Raw genomic sequence first — 18,998 nt, 5'->3', positions numbered from 1 at the left:
TGTGACTGACACCGCCACGACCGAGCCCCGAACCGCCACCACGGCGGATCGGGGCTCGGTCGCGCGTCTGCGCTCGCGTACGACGATCGTGCTGGCCGGCGTCGTGGCGATCGTCCTCGCCGCGATCGTCTCCCTCATGGTCGGTTCGGTGATGCTGTCGCCGGCGACGGCGTTCGGGCACCTGTTCGACGCACCCGGATCGAGTCACGAGGCAGCCATCGTCGGCTCGCGCGTCGACCGCGTCCTCGTCGGTCTGCTCGTAGGCGCGGCCGTCGCGGTCGCGGGCGCCGTCCTGCAGGGCGTCACCCGAAACCCGTTGGCAGACCCCGGGATCCTCGGCATCAACTCCGGTGCCGCCCTCGCCGTCATCCTCGGCATCTACTGGTTCGACGTGACCACGATGTCGACCTACATCTGGCTCGCACTGCTCGGCTCGGCGATCGCCGCAGCGCTCGTCTACGGCATCGCCGCACTCGGCCCCAAAGGCCCGCAGCCCGTCACGATGGCGCTCGCCGGCGCCGCACTCACCGCCGGCGCCACCAGCGTCATCTCCGGCATCATGGTCGGCTCCAGCGAGACGCTCGAGGTCTTCCGGTTCTGGCAGGTCGGCAGCATCAGCGGCCGCGACATGGGGGCCATCCCGGCCGTACTCCCTGTGTTCGCAGTCGGATTCGCGCTGTGCCTCACCGTCGGCGGAGTGCTCAACGCTCTCGCGCTCGGTGACGACCTCGCTCGTGCGCTCGGCCAACGTGTGGTGCTCGGGCGAGGCCTGGCCTGGCTCGGCGCGGTCGTCCTGTGCGCGGCAGCCACCTCGGTCGCCGGTCCGATCGCGTTCGTGGGCCTCGTCGTCCCGCACATCGTGCGCATCCTCGTCGGCCCCGACCATCGCCGCATCCTGCTCGGATCCGTGCTCGGCGGCCCCGTGCTGATGATCCTCGCCGACACCCTCGGCCGCGTCGTCACACCGCCCGCCGAGGTGTCCGTCGGCATCATGACCGCTGTGATCGGCGCACCCGTCCTGGTGCTCCTCGTCCGTCGGATGGGAGCCCGCTGATGTCCGTGTCCCTCGAATCTCCTTCGGTGCCAACCCAGTCGGAGGCCGCGACCGTCGTACGCCGAGTGCGCCAGCGCGTACGCCGACGTCACCTTCTCGTGCTCCTCGGCGTCGGCGCGCTGTGGCTGGGTGTGTTCGCCGCGCGGGTGCTGCTCGGCGACTTCACCGTCACGATCGCCGACTTCTTCCGCATCCTGTTCGGCGCCGACATCCCGGTCGCGACATTCGAGGTGATGGAGTCCAAGCTGCCGCGCGCCGTCGCGGGCACCCTCGCCGGTCTGGCGTTCGGGGCGTCCGGCGCGGTGTTCCAGTCGATGCTGCGTAACCCGCTCGCCAGCCCCGACGTCATCGGCGTGACCATGGGCTCGTCCGCCGCTGCCGTCGTCGCGATGACGGCGTTCGGGCTCGACGGCGACGCTCTCGGGCTGGCGGCGATCCTCGGCGGGCTGCTCGTCGCCGGGGCGGTGCTGTTCCTGTCGGGCAGCAAGGGCGTGGCGACCTACCGGATGATCCTCGTGGGCGTCGGGCTCGCCGCGGCGCTGCAGGCCGTCGTCCAGTGGGTGTTCACCACGACCGACGTCTACAAGGCGCAGGACGCACTCGTCTGGCTCACCGGCAGCCTCAACTCCGTGACCTGGACCGAGATCCTGCGCATGGCGCTGACGGTCGCGATCCTCTTCCCGCTGATCGCGACACTCGCACCGCGCCTGCAGATGCTCGAGCTCGGCGACGACGCGGCGCAAGGCCTCGGCGTACGCGCGACACCTACGCGCGCCTGGCTGATGGGCGCGGTCGTCGTGATGGCCGCGATCACCACCTCGGTCGTCGGGCCGATCGCGTTCGTGTCGCTGCTCGCCGGCCCGATCGCGAGGCGGCTCAACGGTGGTCGCCCCTCGATCCCCGTCGCAGGACTGGTCGGTGCGGCGCTCGTCGTCGCCGCCGACTACGTCGGTGCCTACCTCCTCGGCACCACCAACATGCCGGTCGGTGTCATCACCGGCGTCGCCGGAGCGCCGTTCCTGCTCTGGCTGCTGATCGGTTCGAACCGCACCATCAAGGACGGATGACCCATGACTGCAACAGAGCTCGCCCCCGTCGACGAGGTCGGCGCCGCAGACGACGCACGCGGTGCGACGCCTGCGACGGCCGCGACCACGGAGAGCCGCCTCGTCGCCCGCGAGGTCTCCCTCTCGTACGGCGAACGCACCGTCCTCGACCAGCTGTCGGTCGAGGTGCCGCCCGGCAAGGTCACCGCGATCGTCGGCGCCAACGGCTGCGGCAAGTCGACGCTGCTGCGCGGTCTGGCCCGACTGCTCAAGCCGACCTCCGGCTCGATCCTGCTGGACGGCAACGACATTCATGCTCGGTCGACCCGTGAGGTCGCCCGCGTCGTCGGCCTGCTCCCGCAGTCGCCGCTCGCCCCTGAGGGCATCACCGTCACCGAGCTCGTCGGTCGCGGCCGCCACCCGCACCACGGACTGTTCAAGCAGTGGTCCAAGGCCGACGACGAGGCCGTCGCCGAGGCACTCACGCTCACCGGCACGCTCGACCTCGCACACCGACCTGTCGACGAGCTGTCGGGTGGTCAGCGCCAGCGCGTCTGGATCGCGATGGTGCTCGCGCAGCAGACCGACCTGCTGCTGCTCGACGAGCCCACGTCCTTCCTCGACATCGCCCACGCCGTCGAGGTGCTCGACCTCGTCACCGACCTCAACCAGCGCGGTACGACCGTCGTCATGGTGCTGCACGACCTCAACCTCGCCGCTCGTTACGCCGACCACCTCATCGCCATGTGCGGTGGCGAGGTGCTCTGCGAGGGCGACGCCCACGAGGTCGTCACCGCCGACAACGTGCAGCGCGTGTTCGGCGTCCGCTGCCAGGTGGTGCCTGACTCCGTGTCGGCGACGCCGCTCGTCGTACCCCTCGGCCGCCACCACACCTGACCCGCACTTCCCAGGCGAAATGTGACTTCAAGGGCTGCTATGCGCACTCGTGAAGTCACATTTCGCCTGGGAAGTGGGGCCTGTGCCGCCTAGGTTGGTCGGGTGACCACGGGGGAGCAGCCGCGTACGCCGGGCGCCGGGCGCCGGGCCGGCCGCGTACGCCGGCGCCGGGCAAGCGGCGTGAACAGGTCGGCACAGCAGCTGTCATCGGTGCGCTCGCCGGGGCCGCCTTCACCACCGGCCGGTCATGGCGCGCCCGCGCGATCGGCACCATCGTGACCGGAGCCGCTCTCGCGACCGGCGAGGCCGTTGCCCGCGCCCGCCAGCAGCACGCCGAGATCCCGGCCCTCTGGCAACGCATCGCGATGGCCGGTGCGCTCGCCGGCGTATCCGCTTGGCCTGCAACACGATTCGCCTCGCCGCCGACGGTCGCAACGGTCAGCGGAACGGTCGCAGGCGCCCTCGGCGTACGCCCTCAGAAGGTCGCGCTCGGCCCAGCCGTAGGGCTGGCCACCGGCCTCCTCCTGCGGCGTGCACCCGTGCCAGTCGCTGCGGCGGCTGCCGTCGTCGGGTTCAGGACCACGTCGCACGTGCTCTTCCGCGACGAGCAGGTCAGCCTGCTGGCGCAGGAGGTGCCCGCGGCCGAGCTGCCCTTCGTCGTACCCCTGGAGTCACGCACCCGCTACGTCGGCACCGGCTACGTCCGTGAGCTGGCGACGGCACTCGGCGGGTCGTACGAGCCCGCGGTCGCTGACATCGGCATCGTCGCCTCGCTCGACGACCTCGCCGGACCCGACTTCGCGCCGGGCGACGTCCACCCGTTGGTGCGCGAGTTCTACGAGCACACCACGAGATTCACGCTCGACATCGTCCCCGAGTGGCGGGCCTGGGTGCGTCCCGGTTACCTGCTCTACCGCACCGCCGTCGCCCGTCCGCTCGGCCAGGCCAGCGTCCCGGTGAACGAGCGTGAGACCCCGCCGCGGCATCCGCAGCCGCATCGACACGATCACGACACCGGACGCCGACGCGATCGCCGTACGCGGCTGGATCCGCTCGTACGCCGACACCGACGAACCGATCTACGTCGGCATCTACACGAGCTACCGCGACACCGAGCGCGGCTACGTCAGCGTCGGATTCCCGCTGCCGCAGGCGAGCTTCACCGCCACGCTGCTGCCGCGCGCCCGACCCGGCGGCCGGCTCGTGCTCACCAGCCGCAGCGATCTCGACCACCCCGGTCACTACCTGACCTACGTCGATGCCGACACCCGCGACCTGACCGCGCTCGCGGTGCACGGTTTCGCCGAAGAGCTCGATGTCTACGTCGACGACGCGGGCGCGCTGCGCGCCGAGCACGCGTTCTGGCTGTTCGGGATCCCGTTCCTGGTGCTGCACTACCGGATCGCCCGGAAGGAGACGCCGCGGGTGTGACGCGGGTTACTCTTCTACAGACGTAGTGCCCGCCGTCGAAGGACATCGCTCGTGACCACTGCCGCAGCACCCGTACCTGCTCTCGGCCGCGCCCGCACCGCGGGCTCATGGCTCATCGACCACGGCCTGACCCGGGTCGCGCTGCGCGCCGGTCGTCGCCGCGACCCCTCCGACCCGTTCGTCCGACTCCAGCTCGACCCGGACGTACGCCGGGAGCCGTACGCCGTCTACGACGAGCTGCGGGCGCGCGGCGGCATCGTGCACGGACCGGCCGTGAGCGCGGCGACCACCCACGAGGCCGCGTCGGCCGTGCTGCGGAGCCCGTCGTTCAGCACGGCGAGCGGGCGCGGCGGCATGCCGGAGCCGCTGGCCCGTCTCTCGCTGGCCGTGTTCGACCCGGCCGCTCCCGGGCCCGCGGACCCGCCCGCGCTGCTCGCCCTCGACCCGCCGCGACACACGCGGTTCCGCCGGCTGGTGTCGCGCGAGTTCGCTGCCCGCTCGGTCAGCCGCCTCGACGTACGCATCCGCGAGATCGTCGACGAGGTGCTGGCCGAGGTGCCCGACGACGCGTCGTTCGATCTCGTCGAGCACTTCTCCTCACAGGTGCCGCTGCGGGTGATCGCCGACCTGCTCGGCGTCCCCGCCCAGATGCGCCCGTCCCTGCTGGAGTGGGGCAACAAGGGCGCGATGCTGCTCGATCCCGGGCTCGCGTGGCGCGACTACCGCGCAGCCCGTGAGGCGACCCGCTCGCTGCGGGCGTGGTTCGACGCCCACATCGCCCGCGTCCGGCGCGATCCCGGCGAGGACCTGCTCTCGCGTCTGGCCACGCTCTCGGGTGACGAGGCGCTGACCGACACCGAGATCGCCTTCACCGGGCTGCTCGTGCTGGGCGCCGGGTTCGAGACCACCGTCAACCTCATCAGCAATGCCGTCGTGCAGCTGTCGGCCCATCCCGAGCAGCGCGAGATCCTGCGCGGGCAGCCCGATCTGTGGGGCAACGCCACCGAGGAGACGCTGCGCTACGACTCGCCCGTGCAGCTGACCTTCCGTCGCGCGACCGAGGACACCGAGATCGCGGGTTCACCCGTCCGCGCCGGCACGGGTGTGGTCGTCATGCTCGCCGGCGCCAACCGCGACCCGCAGGTGTTCGCCGACCCCGGCCAGTACGACGTCACCCGCGCCAACGCCCACGAGCACCTGGCCCTGTCGTCCGGTGTGCACTACTGCGTCGGGGCAGGCCTCGCACGGCTCGAGACGTCGATCGCGCTGCAGATGCTGTACGAGCGTTACCCCGACCTGCGGGTCGAGCGCCCCGGCGTACGACGTCCGACCCGGATCCTGCGCGGCTACGAGTCGCTGCCGGTCACGACCTCGCCCGTGGCCGCGCGACGCGTGGCGAGCTGACCGGCGTACGAAAACGGTTGGCAGCATTGGCCGATCGACGTGACACTGGCGCGCATGTCCGAACCCCTCGTGCGCTATGCGACCGTCGACGACCTCGAGCTCTGGAAGGACGTCCGGCTGCGCAGCCTGGCCGAGTCGCCTGATGCGTTCGGGTCGACGCTCGCGCGAGAGCAGGCCTTCACCGACGCGGAGTGGCGGGAACGGCTCTCGCCGCCGTCGGTGCTCGTGCTCGTGGACGGTGAGGCGGTCGGGCTGGGCGGCGGGTTCGAGATCGAGCCCGGGACGATGATCGTCGTCGCGATGTGGCTCGACCCCGCGTGGCGTGGCCGCGGCCTGTCTCGCCAGGTGCTCGACCTGGTCGTCGCGTGGGCGCGCGAGCGCGGGATGCGGGTGCAGCTCGACGTCACGCGCGGCAACGAGGCGGCGCGGGCGGCGTACCTCGCGTACGGGTTCGAGCCGACTGGTCGCAGCGTGCCGCTGCGTGAGGGGTCCGACCTCGTGGTCGAGGAGATGACGCTGCCTCGTCCGTGACGCACGAAGGCTCCCGTCCGGTCGGACGGGAGCCTTGTCTTCTCAGGTGCTGCGGGTCAGGCGGCGTCCTGCTGACGCTGCGCGGCCATCACGAGGTCCGAGCGCATCGACGGGCTCGACGCGTTGGCGATGGCGTCGGCGATCGCACGACGGTTGCGGACGGACTCGCGGTGGTGGCGGATGGCCTTGGCCAGGTTGCTCATGGTGCTTCTCCTTCGTCATCGCACTGTGCGGCGTTGAACATTTCGATAACGAAATAACGGTACGACGGAGGCGGGTATTCCGACGACTCCTGGCGGGGTGATCTCGGCCACGTCGCACGGCGTGCTTCAGGGGCTTGGATCGAGCAGGGTCTCGGCGACAGACACGGTCACCGTCGCCGCGCCGTCGGCGCCGCCCAGTCGGTAGCGGGTGCACGACTCGCGCCAGTCGAACCATCCGTAGTGCCCGCACGACTCCCGAAGTCCGCCGAGTCGTTCGAGCGTGTCCGGGCCTGACAGCGACGGTTGCGCGCGGATCGTCCAGGTGCGCCAGCAGCCTGCGGAGGCGCACTCGAGGTCCCCACCGGACGCGTGCAGTCCGGCCGGCAGGTCAGGCAGGCGGTCCCGGCCCGGGTACGCCGGTCCGATGAGGGAGGACGCCAGGACGGCGAGCAGGAATGCGCCGACGAGGCACATCCCGATCGCCAGCGTGACGTACGCACGTTGCCACCTCGAAAGTCCTCCCATGGGCGAAGTATCGTCCACATCCCCTGGCCGTGAACGGCCGTTGTCCACACACTCCGGACACCTCCCACGGCCTGTCGGTGAGGCGGTCTACCGTCGGTCGGGTGAATGAGGGGTACGACGTCGCGGCCGCCGGGTGGGTGCGCCGCGTCACCGACGCCGGAGTCGCGCGCATCTGCGGCGACTTCGCGCTCGAGCGTGGGCTCGGTTACGTCGACGCCGAGCGGGTCACCTCGATCACCACGGGCGACCAGGGCCGGATGCTGCTCGCGGTCGTCTCCGGCAGTCGGCCTCAGCCGTACTCCGCGATGATCACCACCACCGGCCACGACGTCGAGGGTGAGCCCGAGTGGTCGGGCCGCTGCAGCTGCCCGGTCCAGGTGTCGTGCAAGCACGTCGTCGCGGCCCTGCTCACCGCGCGCGAGGTCCTCACCGCGGCCGACGACGGTGTCGAGGTCGAGGCGCCCGCCGCGTGGCGGTCGGCGTTCGCGAGCCTCGTGCGTGACGACCCCGAGCCCGCCGCGGCGCAGCGCACGCCGCTCGGCCTCTTCGTCGCCGTACGCCGCCGGGCCACCTCGGTGCTCGACTCCAGCCCGCGCGTGCACGTCGAGATCAGCCCGACCCGCCAGACCCGCACGGGGCGCTGGTCGAAGTCCGCGTCGTGGGGCGACTTCGTCTACCGGCACACCGATCGCACCACCGAGCCAGCACAGCTGCAGGTCGTCCGCGAGATCTACTCCCTGGTCGAGGCCGACAAGGTGTGGCGGATGGCTCCGGGCGGCCCCAAGGTCTCGCTGCACGACCTGTCGCCCAAGATCTGGCGGCTGCTGCAGCGTGCGGTCGACGCAGGGATCGAGCTCGTGCCTGCGCCCAGCAGCGACCACGACACGATCGTGCTCGCCGAGGTGGCCGCCGAGCCCGGCCTCCAGGTCACCCGCGATGACGACGGTGGGCTCACGGTCGAGGCCGTGCTCGACCACGAGCTGCTCACCGGCGTCTCCGCGCCGGCGTCGGCCAGAGCGCGGCTGCACGTCGTGCGCGACGGCGAGACCGCTGCGGTGCGTCATCTGCTCGGCGCGCCCGTTCACGGCGCCGCCGTCCTCGACGGCTCCCGGCTCACGCTCGTCCCGCTCACCGAGCGACCCGACGCGATCACGGCCGAGCTGCTCGACCAGCAGCCGCTCCACGTGCCCGCAGCCGACGCCGACGAGTTCACGTCCATGTACCTCCCACGCCTGCGCGAGCGAGCCGTCGTCCGCGCCAGCGGGGAGGGCCTCAGCGCCGGCGACCGTGATCGTGTCCGGCTGCACCTGCGGGTGGGCTCGGCCGGTGGTGGCCGGGTCGACGTCGAGCAGACCTTCCTCTACGGCGCCGACCACCGCGTCGGGGTGAGCCTGAGCTCGGCGGTGCGCGGGCGTCGGCGTACGGCCGAGCGTGAGCTGGTCGAGCGGCTCGACGCCCGGCTCGGTGACCTGCAGCTGCTCGAGATGGTCGGCGCCATCGGGCACTGGCCGGTCGCGCGCGCCACCTTCGACCGCATGGACGCCGTGCGCCTGCTCGACGCGCTCGACGACCTGCGTGCCGACGACGACGTCGTGGTCGAGGTCGTCGACGAGCTGCCGACCTATGAGCAGGCCACCGCCGACCCGCTCATCCAGCTCAGCACCACCGACACCGGCTCGGCCGACTGGTTCGACCTCGGCATCACGGTGACCATCGACCAGGAGAAGGTCCCGTTCGAGCCGCTGTTCCAGGCGCTGCACCGGGGCGAGCAGCACCTGGTGCTCGAGTCCGGCACCTGGTTCCGCCTCGACCACCCGGCCCTGCTGCGCCTGCGCGACCTGATCGGCGAGGCCCGCGACCTGGCCGACCCGACGTCGACCTCGTTGCAGCTCAACCGTTTTCAGGTCGGCCTCTGGGAAGAGCTGGTCGCGCTCGGCGTCATCGGTGAGCAGGCCGGCGCGTGGGAGAGCAGCGTCGACCGGCTGCGCCAGCTCGACAAGATCGTCACGCCCGAGATGCCGAGCGGGTTCGCCGCCACGCTGCGCCCCTACCAGGAGGACGGGTTCGCCTGGCTGTCGACGCTGTGGGACGCCGGCCTCGGCGGGGTGCTCGCCGACGACATGGGCCTCGGCAAGACCGTCCAGACGCTCGCCCTGCTCGCGCGCGCCCACGAGGCCGGTGAGATCGGTGGCGAGCACGGCCCGGTGCTCGTCGTGGCGCCGACGTCGGTCGTGGGCGCCTGGGCGAGTGAGGCGGCGACGTTCGCGCCCGACCTGCGCGTCGCCATGGTCACCGAGACGTCCAAGAAGCGGGCGGTCTCCCTCGCCGAGGTGGCCGCGGCCCACGACGTCGTCGTCACCTCGTACGCCGTGCTCCGGCTCGACGCCGACGCGTTCCACGGTGTGCGGTGGCGCGGGCTCGTGCTCGACGAGGCGCAGATGGTCAAGAACCACCAGTCCAAGACCTACCAAGCAGCCCGGCGCGTCGGCGCACCGTTCACGCTCGCGATCTCCGGCACGCCGCTCGAGAACTCGCTGATGGACCTGTGGTCGCTGCTGTCGCTCGCCGCTCCGGGCCTCTACCCGCAGCCCGACGTGTTCAGCGAGCAGTACCGCCGTCCCATCGAGTCCGGCTCCGAGCCCGAGCTGCTCGACCGGCTGCGGCGGCGTATCCGCCCGTTGATGCTGCGGCGTACCAAGGGCGCCGTCGCCGCCGACCTGCCCGAGAAGCAGGTGCAGGTGCTACCCGTCCCGCCACACCCGGTGCACGGCCGCATCTACGACCAGCACCTCACCCGCGAGCGGCAGCGCATCCTCGGCCTGCTCGACGACCCCGACGCCAACCGCGTCGCGATCCTCGCCTCGCTCACCCGGTTGCGCCGGCTCGCGCTCGACCCGGCGCTGGTCGACGACGAGTACGCCGGCGCCGCCACCTCCGCCAAGGTCACCGCGCTCATCGACCAGCTGCGCGAGGTCAGCCAGGAAGGTCACCGGGCGCTGGTGTTCAGCCAGTTCACCGGATACCTGCGCATCGTCGAGGCCGCGCTCGAGAAGGCCGGTCTGAGCACGACCTACCTCGACGGCACGATGTCGGCTGCGGCGCGTACGGCTGCGATCGAGGAGTTCAAGGGCGGGGACGCCGCCGCGTTCCTCATCTCGCTCAAGGCCGGCGGCACCGGGCTCACCCTCACCGAGGCCGACTACGTGTTCGTGCTCGACCCGTGGTGGAACCCCGCCGCCGAGGCGCAGGCCATCGACCGCACGCATCGCATCGGTCAGGACAAGCCGGTCATGGTCTACCGGATGGTCTCCAGCGGCACCATCGAGGAGAAGGTCGTCGCGCTGCAGGACAAGAAGCGCGAGCTGTTCGACCGCGTCGTCGACGAGGGCGGTGCGCTCAGCGGCCGCATCACCGCCGACGACATCCGCGCCCTCCTCGACTAGCCGCTGGGCGCCGTCCCGGCCGGGCTGACGTGCCGTGCGCTCGACCGCACCACACGTCAGACGCGAACAGCTCGTGGCGGGCGAGCGCGTACGTCCGTCCGCTCGATGTGAGGAAGCGTGAGCTGGTGCGCACACTTCCTCAAAGGGTGGCCGGCGGGTGTGGTTGCTCGATGTGAGGAAGCGAGAGCTGGTGCGCACCCTTCCTCAAAGCGTTGCTTGTCCGCTCGTCGGCCCCTTTGAGGAAGCGTGAGCTGGTGCGCGCCGGCGGGTGTGGCTGCTCGATGTGAGGAAGCGTGAGCTGGTGCGCACCTTCCCTCACAGGGTGAAGCCGCCCGCGGCGGGAGCGGCCTCGTACACCGGCAAAAGTTGGCGAGCGGCACATCCATACATGTGGCGGGCTCAGGTGGTTCGCGCAACGCCTGTGATGAAAGGTCAGGTGTTGCAGCATGTCTCGTCCTCGTCGTGGGAGGCCGCCGGTGCCGTGGGAGCGGCGTCGGCTGTTCTGGGAGGCGTTGGCCGGTGGTGAGTCGGTCGCGGCCGCGGCGGCCGCGGCGGGCGTGTCCGATCAGTCGGGGTATGTGTGGTTGGCCCAGTCCGGTGGTATTCCTCCGAGGGTGAGTGAGTCCGGTGGGCGCCTGAGCCTGGAAGATCGAGCACAGCTGCAGTGGTTGCTCTCACAGCAGCCGCGTCCGTCGTTGCGGGCGATCGCGGCGCAGCTGGGGCGGGCGCCCTCGACGATCACCCGGGAGCTGGTCCGGGCCGGGGTCGATCCGAAGGACCCGGTCGGTTATCAGGCCGCGCGGGCGCAGCGCCTGGCGCAGGACAACGCGCGGGCCGCCGGCGCGGCCCGGCACGCGGGTCGGCCGTTGAAGCTGAGCCCGGGGAGCCGGTTGTGGGCCGAAGTAGTCTCGGGGCTGAAACAGCGGCATAGCCCTGAGCAGATCGCTCACCGGCTGCGCACGGACTTCCCTGACGATCCGGAGATGCGGGTGTCGCACGAGACGATCTACCAGGCGCTGTACGTCCAAGGGCGTGGCAGCCTGCGCGCGCAGGTCGGTGACGCGTTGCGGTCCGGGCGGGCCCGGCGGATCCCGCGCGGCGCGGCTCGGGCCGGCAAGCACGCGAAGATCGTCGGGATGGTCAACATCAGCGAACGTCCTGCCGAGGCCGATGACCGGGCCGTGCCCGGCCACTGGGAAGGCGACCTGATCATCGGCGCCGGCAACCAGTCAGCGATCGGGACCCTGGTCGAGCGATCGACCCGGTTCGTGATGCTGCTGCACCTGCCCAACGGGCACACCGCCGAGCAGGTCGAGCAAGCCATGACCGCCAAGATCATGACCCTGCCCGAACACCTACGCCGGTCACTGACCTGGGACCAGGGCAGCGAGATGGCCCGGCACGCCAGCTTCAGCCTCGCCACCGGCATCCCGGTCTACTTCTGTGACCCGCGCTCACCCTGGCAACGCGGCAGCAACGAGAACACCAACGGCCTGCTACGCCAGTACTTCCCCAAGAGCACCGACCTGTCCCTGCACGGCCCCGGGATCCTGGACAACGTCGCAGCAGAGCTCAACGGCCGCCCCCGCAAGACCCTCGGCTGGGCCACCCCAGCCGAGAAGCTCAACAAGCTCCTCAACCAGCAAAACGTTGCGTAAACCGCTTGAGACCGCCTGTGCTCGTCATCAACTTCTGCCGGTCTCCGGTCGCCACGGTGGGTCACACGGAGGGCGGCCAGGCGCGAGCAGGCTCAGCCGAGGGCGGTCACCAGGCGAGCGCGTAGCACCTCGGTGAGCGTCGACGCGTAGGTCGCCGTGACGTGGCTGCCCGACCGGTAGACCAGCACGTTGCCGATCACCGACGGGCAGCGCCCGTTCGCCGTCGGGCAGACCCAGTCGTTGAGCGTGATGAGCGGCACGTGCGTGGCGCGCGCTGCCGAGGTGAGCGACTGCGTACCCAGGCCGTTGTTCTTGCGGAACGTGCAGGAGGAGTTCGGCGACGAGCGGTGGCCCGAGACACAGTCGATCAACGATGAGGTCACCGTCGGCACGTCCGTCAGGGCAACCACGCGAATCCCCTTTGCCTGCAGGGCTTTCCACTGCCCGACGTACGCCGTCACCATCTGTGCGTCGGTCGCGCGCCCGTGGGCGTACGCCCGACTCTCCTGGCCCGAGACGAGCACGGCGTCCGGCTTCTGGGCGCCGGTGATCTGGCGCAGCACCTGCGTACGCCACGTGCTGCACTCCCGGTACGGCTGCTGTCCGCGCTGCACCGCCGACGAGCTGAGCACGCAGCCCGCCTTGGTGTAGACGTCGAGCCGCCAGTGGTGCTGGCGCGCGATCGTGTCGAGCTGGTCGATCCACTGGTCGGCCTTGGAGTCGCCCACCACCGCCAGGTGCATCCGACCCGACCGGTCGCCGAGGTCGCAGCGTTCGACCGCGGTGTCGGACACGCCGATGATGCAGGTGCGCTTGGGGGTGTCGTCGGCCGCCTTGATCGGGTCGGGCGAGATCGAGGTCGGGGTCAGGTCGAACAGGTTCGGGGGAGCGGGCTTGAGCAGGGCCGGTTTGATCGCGGGACCCGAACCCGCCCACGGTGAGACCGGCTTCGGCTTGGCAGCCGGCGACGGCCGCGCGCTCGGCGACGAAGCTGCGGACGGGGTCGACGGCGTACCGGCCCCACGCGAACCTGGCCGCGATCGCGGTCCGGCGCCCGCCGAACCCGATGCGTGCGACGACCCACCCGCCAAGGCCGCCGCCGGCTCGGGCAGCTGCTCCGCCGCGGCCGCAGCACCCTGCACGTCCGAGGCGGGCGCGTGGTCGATCTGGGCTCGCGCGAGCGCGCCGAGCGACAGGCCCGCGACGACGCCGACCGCCGTGCACGCGGCACCGACCGCCAGCGCCAGGCGCGGCACCCGCGAGAGCAGCGCGGCGCGGCGTACGGGGTTCTCGACGAGTGTGTACGTCGCCCACGCGGGCAGCGCGGACGCGGCCACGACGAGCAGGCCGACCGGCCAGGACAGCTCGCCCCAGCGTGCGGTCGCGACGGCGAGGAGGGGCCAGTGCCACAGGTAGAGGCCGTACGACAGCGCTCCGGTGCGTTGCATGAACGGCAGTCCCAGCACGCGCAGCGGCCCCGACGAGCGCGCGCGGAACCCGCCGACGATCACCGCAGCGGTGGCCGCGACCGGCAGGAGCGCCTGGTAGCCGGGCCACGCCGTGTCGGTGCTCACCGTGAGCGCGGCGAGCAGCAGGCACGCGAACCCACCCCACGCGAGCATCGTCGCCGCGCCGCGCGTCGACCGCTGCCACAGCGGGGCGTACAGCGCGACGAGGGCGCCGGCACCGAGCTCCCACAGGCGCGTCGTGGTGACGAAGTACGCCGGCTCGGGCGAGCTCGCGGTGTCGATCATCGACCACACGAACGACGGCACGACCACCAGCAGCAGCCCGACCACGAGCGTCGACCGCAGCCGCACGCTCAGCTGTCGGGCGGCCTCGGCGCACAGCAGGATCAGCAGCGGCCAGACGAGGTAGAACTGCTCCTCGACCGCGAGCGACCAGTAGTGCTGCACCGGCGAGGCCGCGGCAGCGTCGGCGTTGAGATAGGACACCGACTGCTCGGCGAACCGCCAGTTGACGACGTAGAGCGCGGCCGCGATCACGTCGCCGCCGATCGACGACCACCGGGGGCTCGGCACGAGCAGGACGGTGAGCACGAGCGTCGCGACCAGCACCGTGATCGACGCCGGCAGCAACCGCTTGGCGCGCCGAGCCCAGAAGCGCACCAACGAGATTCGCCGGGTCTCACGCATCTCGCGCACGAGGAGACCGGTGATCAGGAAGCCGGAGATCACGAAGAACACGTCGACCCCGATGAACCCGCCGCCGAGCCCGGGTACACCGGCGTGGGCGAGCATCACGAGCACGACGGCGACGGCCCGCAGGCCTTCGACGTCTGCACGAAAACCGTCTGTCCGGCCCTGCATGGACTGCCGGCCAGACGGGGTTTGTCCAGGGGTGCTGCCGCGGGTACGACGGCGATGGGGGCGGACGTAGCGCGCGGACGACTCCGTCGCGGCCTCGTCGGTGCGGGTCTGCTCAGCCATGCGCCGCCGCCTCGACCGCGGGACCGATCCGAGCGCCGAGCGGCCGGACCAGCGTGCGGATGTAGGTGCGGGTCACGTGCGAGCCCTGGCGGTAGACGAGCACGTTGCCGATGACGGGCGGGCACGACGCGACGGGGCAGATCCAGTCGTTCATCGTGACGACCCGGGTGCCGGGCACGCGCGCGGCCGCCCGGGTGAGCGCCGGCGTACCCGAGCCGTCGTTGCGCGGGTAGTCGCAGCGGCGGACGTCGTCGCGGTGATCAGCCACGCACCCGTAGACGTTGAGCCCAGGGGACGGCGTGTCCTTCAGCACGACGACGCGAACCCCCTTGGCGGTCAAGGATTTCCAGTACGCCGAGTATCCCGCGACGAGCGTCTCGGTGGCGGTACGCCGGCCGGTCGGCGCGGCGTCGTTCTTGACTCCCGAGACGATCACCACGTCGGGTCGGGCCGGACCGGTGAGCGTCTTCAGCAGCGAGCGCGACCACGTGCGGCAGGCCTGCTGAGCGCCCGGCGTGCCGGACGTGATGCCTGCGTCGGCCCACGGGCAGCTGGCCTTGAGGTAGGTCTGCAGCTGCCAACCTCGTTGTCTCGCAACAGGATCGAGCGCATCGGCCCACTGTGCGGCTTTCGAGTCACCGACGAGGGCGACCTTGAGCCGGCCCTGCGGGGCGCCGAGGTTACACCGTGTGACGGCTGTGCCGAGCAGCGGCACCTGGCAGCCGCGCGCAGAGATCGCCGGCACGTCGGCGGTTGCCTTGAGCGGGTCGGGCGAGATCGACTCGGGGCGCAGGTCGAGCGCGTTCACATCAGGGCCCGCGGCGGCCGGATCGGCAGTGACAGTAGGCCGCGGCGTCGGCCGGCCCGGCAAGGTCGGCCCGGGCGAGGTCGGCCCGACCGAGGTCGGTGACGCAGGCCCCATCGCGGCCGCGCCCTGAGCATCGCCCGGCTGTACGTCCCTGACCTGCGCCGATGCCAGGCCCTGCAACCCGAAGCCGGCCACCAGGCTGGCCGCGGTGCAGACCGCACCCACACCGAGCGCGAACGAGGGGCGGCGGGAGAGCCTCGCCGACCGGCGTACCGGGTCCTCCAGCAGCACGAACGTCAGCCACGCGGGCAATGCCGACGCCGTGACCGCGAACAGCCCCTGCCACCAGGCGAGCGGGCCCCACAGGTGGTCGGCGACGACGAGCACGGGCCAGTGCCACAGGTAGAGCGAGTACGACAGCCGCCCGATCCGTTGCATCAGCGGCTGTGCGAGCAGCGCACCCGCACCGACGCCGTGCGCGCCACCCGCGATCACCGCCGCCGCGCCGAGGGTCGGGACGAGCGCGGCGTACCCCGGCCACGCGACCGAGGTGTCGATGACGAACGCCCCGGCGACGACCGCGACCAGCCCGCTCCAGGCGAGCGCGCGAGCCGCACGTCCAGGCAGCGAGCGCCACAGGCCGGGCGCGAGCGCGACCAGACCGCCGATCCCGAGCTCCCACAGGCGGGTCGGGGTGACGAAGTACGCCTCCGCCGCCGATGTCGACGTCAGCCACACCGACCAGACCAGGGACGGCACCACGACGAGGGCGAGCGCGACGGTGAGCGCGCGGCGTACGGCGAGACCGAACCGCGCCGCCACCCACACCGCCACGATCACGAGCAGCGGCCACAGGACGTAGAACTGCTCCTCGACCGACAGCGACCAGTAGTGCTGCACGACGGACGGGGCGGAGTCCTCGGCGAGGTAGTCGACGGAGCGGTCGGCCAGGTGCCAGTTGAGGACGTACGCGGCGGCGGCCACGATGTCGCCGCCCGCCTCGTTCCAGCGCAGGGTCGGCAGGAACGCCCAGGTCGCGAGCATCGTCACGGCCAGCACGGTCGCGGCGGCAGGCAGGAGCCGCTTGGCCCGGCGTGCCCAGAACGCCAGCAGCGAGACCCGGCCCGTGGCCGAGACCTCGCGCACCAGCAGCCCGGTGATCAGGAAGCCCGAGATCACGAAGAACACGTCGACGCCGATGAACCCGCCGTCGAGGCCAGGCACCCCCGCGTGGGCGAGCAGCACGAGGACGACCGCGACCGCGCGCAGGCCCTCGATGTCCGGCCGGTACGCACGATCACCGGTCTCGGTGTCCCGGCGCCGGTACGACGCCCGGGTGGTCAGCGCGCTCATCCCGCCCGCGACGCTAGCCGATGCGCGACGCAGCGACGCCCCCGTGCAGGCAACTGCGTCCCTTGTGAGGCAACTGCGTCTCCTGAGTCTGACTCGCTTGCAAGTCGGTCAGACTCAGGAGACGCAGGTGCCTGGCAGGGCGACGCGAACGCCGCGGATCAGGCGAGGGTGTCGAGCGCCTTCGTCAGGCCGGCTGCGAGCTCGCCGACCTGCTCGTCGGTCATCACGAACGCCGGCGACACCTGCACCGCACCGGCGCCGACCGCGCGGGTCGCGACGCCGACAGCCCGCAGACCGGCAGCGAGCGCGGGCGCCTTCGAGGCGTCGTTCAGCTGTACGGCGGCAAGCGCACCGGTGCCGCAGCGCACCTCTTTGACCAGCTCGTGCTCGGCCAGCGGCGACAGCGTCGAGGCGATCGTCGTCTCGAGCCGGGCGGCCTCGTCGAGCAGGCCCTCGCGCTCGATCAGGTCGAGGTTGGCCAGGGCGACCGCAGCGGATGCCGCGTGCCCGGAGTAGGTGTAGCCGTGCCGGAACCAGCGCCCGGCGTCCGGCTCGAAGAACGGCGCCGCCACCTTGGGTGCGATGAGCACGGCACCCATCGGGGCGTAACCCGACGTGAGGCCCTTGGCGGAGGTGACCATGTCGGGCTCCAGCCCGAACTTGGTCGAGGCGAACCACGCGCCGCCGATGCGGCCGTAGCCGGTGATGACCTCGTCGGCGACGAACAGCACGTCGTTCTCGGTGCAGATCTTGCGGACCTCGGTGAGGTAGTCCGACGGCGGCGGGTAGACGCCGCCCGCACCGATCACGGGCTCGCAGAAGAACGCGGCGACGTTGTCGGCGCCCAGCCGCTCGATCGTCGTACGCAGGTGCTCGGGGTCGTCCCAGGTGACGTGCGCGGCGTCGGCGACGAGCTCGCCGTAGCCGTCGACGTTGCCGGGGATGCCGCCGAGCGCGGTGCCGGCGTAGTGCATGCCGTGATAGGCCGACGTGCGCCCGATGATGTGTCGGCGCTGCGGCTCACCCTGCTCGACCCAGTAGCGGCGGGCCAGCTTGGCGGCGGTCTCGACCGAGTCGGAGCCGCCTGAGGTGAAGAACACCTTCGAGCCCGGCACCGGGGCGATGCCCGCGAGCCGCTCGGCGAGGTCGATGGTCGGTTGCGTCGCGTAGTCGCCGAACGTGCTGTACGCCGCCACCTGCCGCATCTGCTCGGCCGCGGCATCGGCGAGCTCGGTGCGTCCGTGCCCGACGTTGGCGAACCACAGGCCCGCCGTCGCGTCGAGGTAGCGGCGACCGGCGTCGTCGTACACGTGCACGCCCTCGCCGCGCGTGATGACGAAGTCACCGCCCTTCTCGACCGCGCCCATGTCCGAGAACGGGTGCCAGAGTGCGCCCACGTCAACCTCCCTGCGTCCGATCAGCTGCCACCGAGACCGTACGCCGACCGCTCACCGACCGCGCAGCGCGTCTCACCTCAGCAGCGAGATCTTCTGCCAGATCTTTCCCGACATGCCCGTGGTGAGCTGCTCGATCGACCGGACGGTGTCGAGCACGACGCTGTCGGTGGTGTCCTCGGCGCACAGGGCGGCGGTCTTGGCGACCAGGCTCAGCATCTCCGAGCAGTAGTCGAGGTAGTGACCGAGCTCGGTGCGGGTCATCCGCAGGTCGACCGACTCGCCGGTCGGGTCGTAGTCGTCGCGGATGCGGTCGGGGTCCTTGACCAGCTGGTGCATGTCGATGACGTGCGCGAGCGAGCGCAGCCGGTGCAGCTGCTCGAGCACCGCACCGCGCTCGACCCGACTCGGTGCGGCGTAGATGAAGAAGATCGCCGCCGCCGCGAACACGATGTCGTTGAGCGTGCTCTCGATGAGCGGCAGCCACTCCCACGAGCGCTGCGGGCTCTGGTCGATGGTGCCGCGCAACGTGAGGAACAGCGCGGCGATCGTCACGATCACGACGAGCGTGACGCCGATGCGGGACAGCCGGCGTACGAGGTCGATGCGCCGCCGCGCATGCTCCGAGCCCGCCGCGACCCGGTCGACGACCTCGACCAGCTCACCGGCGACGTTGCGCAGGTTGCGCTCGGGGAACCGGGCCGTGATGCGGTGCTGGAGCCGTACGACGGTCGCGCGCACCGCTTCGGCCTGCAACCGGTCGTAGTCGTCCTGGGCAGGAGCGGCGCTCATCGGCATGAG

At 71.4% G+C, this 18,998-nt stretch carries 14 protein-coding genes; 8 read left to right on the top strand and 6 right to left on the bottom strand.

Translation table 11 applies throughout. The annotated features are described in order from the left end of the window. The first annotated feature begins 1 nt into the window (after position 1). The 6 genes from VV01_RS17520 (at position 2) to VV01_RS17495 (ending at position 6,363) form a co-directional block, all read left to right on the top strand. Positions 2-1,054 (top strand): FecCD family ABC transporter permease, encoded by a 1,053-nt coding sequence (locus VV01_RS17520; RefSeq protein ID WP_050671017.1) that lies wholly within the window; start codon positions 2-4, stop codon positions 1,052-1,054. A 26-nt stretch (positions 1,055-1,080) separates the two neighbouring features. Next, the gene (locus VV01_RS17515; protein ID WP_231635266.1) at positions 1,081-2,121 is read left to right on the top strand and encodes a FecCD family ABC transporter permease; all 1,041 of its coding nucleotides are present in this window, start codon (positions 1,081-1,083) and stop codon (positions 2,119-2,121) included. Between the two features lie 3 nt (positions 2,122-2,124). Continuing rightward, positions 2,125-2,997, top strand: coding sequence for an ABC transporter ATP-binding protein (locus tag VV01_RS17510; RefSeq protein ID WP_082221070.1), 873 nt, complete (start codon positions 2,125-2,127; stop codon positions 2,995-2,997). A gap of 966 nt (positions 2,998-3,963) precedes the next feature. Next, entirely contained in the window at positions 3,964-4,428 is a 465-nt protein-coding gene (locus VV01_RS23975) for a hypothetical protein (RefSeq protein WP_197275090.1), read from the top strand. Positions 4,429-4,479: 51 nt separating this feature from the next. After that, positions 4,480-5,832, top strand: a complete 1,353-nt coding sequence (locus VV01_RS17500) for a cytochrome P450 (RefSeq protein ID WP_050671016.1) — start codon at positions 4,480-4,482, stop codon at positions 5,830-5,832. Between the two features lie 54 nt (positions 5,833-5,886). Then, positions 5,887-6,363, top strand: coding sequence for a GNAT family N-acetyltransferase (locus tag VV01_RS17495; RefSeq protein ID WP_050671015.1), 477 nt, complete (start codon positions 5,887-5,889; stop codon positions 6,361-6,363). Between the two features lie 56 nt (positions 6,364-6,419). On the opposite strand, the gene VV01_RS23445 is transcribed toward VV01_RS17495, so the two are convergent. Both VV01_RS23445 and VV01_RS17490 read right to left on the bottom strand, forming a co-directional pair. After that, positions 6,420-6,566, bottom strand: a complete 147-nt coding sequence (locus VV01_RS23445; protein ID WP_157508904.1) for a hypothetical protein — start codon at positions 6,564-6,566, stop codon at positions 6,420-6,422. 126 nt (positions 6,567-6,692) lie between these two features. Further along, positions 6,693-7,091, bottom strand: coding sequence for a hypothetical protein (locus VV01_RS17490; protein ID WP_157508903.1), 399 nt, complete (start codon positions 7,089-7,091; stop codon positions 6,693-6,695). A gap of 101 nt (positions 7,092-7,192) precedes the next feature. On the opposite strand from VV01_RS17490, the gene VV01_RS17485 reads away from it, so the two are divergent. Together VV01_RS17485 and VV01_RS17480 are read left to right on the top strand one after the other, a co-directional pair. After that, positions 7,193-10,534 carry a DEAD/DEAH box helicase gene (locus VV01_RS17485; RefSeq protein ID WP_050671013.1) on the top strand — a complete coding sequence of 1,114 codons (3,342 nt, stop codon included), beginning with the start codon at positions 7,193-7,195 and terminating at the stop codon, positions 10,532-10,534. Positions 10,535-10,980: 446 nt separating this feature from the next. After that, positions 10,981-12,192, top strand: coding sequence for an IS30 family transposase (locus VV01_RS17480; protein WP_071606428.1), 1,212 nt, complete (start codon positions 10,981-10,983; stop codon positions 12,190-12,192). Between the two features lie 92 nt (positions 12,193-12,284). On the opposite strand, the gene VV01_RS17475 is transcribed toward VV01_RS17480, so the two are convergent. The 4 genes from VV01_RS17475 to VV01_RS17460 all read right to left on the bottom strand — a co-directional run bounded on the left by VV01_RS17475 (position 12,285) and on the right by VV01_RS17460 (position 18,989). Then, positions 12,285-14,642: an acyltransferase family protein gene (locus VV01_RS17475; protein ID WP_082221069.1), complete on the bottom strand. Its 2,358-nt coding sequence runs from the start codon at positions 14,640-14,642 to the stop codon at positions 12,285-12,287. After that, positions 14,635-16,803 carry an acyltransferase family protein gene (locus tag VV01_RS17470; protein ID WP_050671011.1) on the bottom strand — a complete coding sequence of 723 codons (2,169 nt, stop codon included), beginning with the start codon at positions 16,801-16,803 and terminating at the stop codon, positions 14,635-14,637. Before VV01_RS17470 ends, VV01_RS17475 begins: the two co-directional genes overlap by 8 nt. 158 nt (positions 16,804-16,961) lie before the next feature. After that, complete coding sequence (locus VV01_RS17465) at positions 16,962-18,200, bottom strand: aminotransferase family protein (RefSeq protein ID WP_197275089.1); 1,239 nt, start codon at positions 18,198-18,200, stop codon at positions 16,962-16,964. 72 nt (positions 18,201-18,272) lie between these two features. After that, a complete protein-coding gene (locus tag VV01_RS17460; protein WP_050672002.1) occupies positions 18,273-18,989 on the bottom strand; it encodes a hypothetical protein in 717 nt (238 codons plus the stop codon). Positions 18,990-18,998 lie beyond the last annotated feature (9 nt).

It is taken from the genome of Luteipulveratus halotolerans, assembly GCF_001247745.1.
GTDB classification, from domain to species: domain Bacteria; phylum Actinomycetota; class Actinomycetes; order Actinomycetales; family Dermatophilaceae; genus Luteipulveratus; species Luteipulveratus halotolerans.
This window is presented reverse-complemented; position numbering and strand designations above follow the sequence as displayed.

Bases quoted from the DNA above. Each gene is read 5' to 3' on its own strand.
- VV01_RS17510 (WP_082221070.1), top strand. From the start codon at position 2,125: ATGACTGCAACAGAGCTCGCCCCCGTCGACGAGGTCGGCGCCGCAGAC.
- VV01_RS17495 (WP_050671015.1), top strand. From the start codon at position 5,887: ATGTCCGAACCCCTCGTGCGCTATGCGACCGTCGACGACCTCGAGCTC.
- VV01_RS23445 (WP_157508904.1), bottom strand. From the start codon at position 6,566: ATGAGCAACCTGGCCAAGGCCATCCGCCACCACCGCGAGTCCGTCCGC.
- VV01_RS17490 (WP_157508903.1), bottom strand. From the start codon at position 7,091: ATGGGAGGACTTTCGAGGTGGCAACGTGCGTACGTCACGCTGGCGATC.
- VV01_RS17480 (WP_071606428.1), top strand. From the start codon at position 10,981: ATGTCTCGTCCTCGTCGTGGGAGGCCGCCGGTGCCGTGGGAGCGGCGT.
- VV01_RS17475 (WP_082221069.1), bottom strand. From the start codon at position 14,642: ATGGCTGAGCAGACCCGCACCGACGAGGCCGCGACGGAGTCGTCCGCG.
- VV01_RS17470 (WP_050671011.1), bottom strand. From the start codon at position 16,803: ATGAGCGCGCTGACCACCCGGGCGTCGTACCGGCGCCGGGACACCGAG.
- VV01_RS17460 (WP_050672002.1), bottom strand. From the start codon at position 18,989: ATGAGCGCCGCTCCTGCCCAGGACGACTACGACCGGTTGCAGGCCGAA.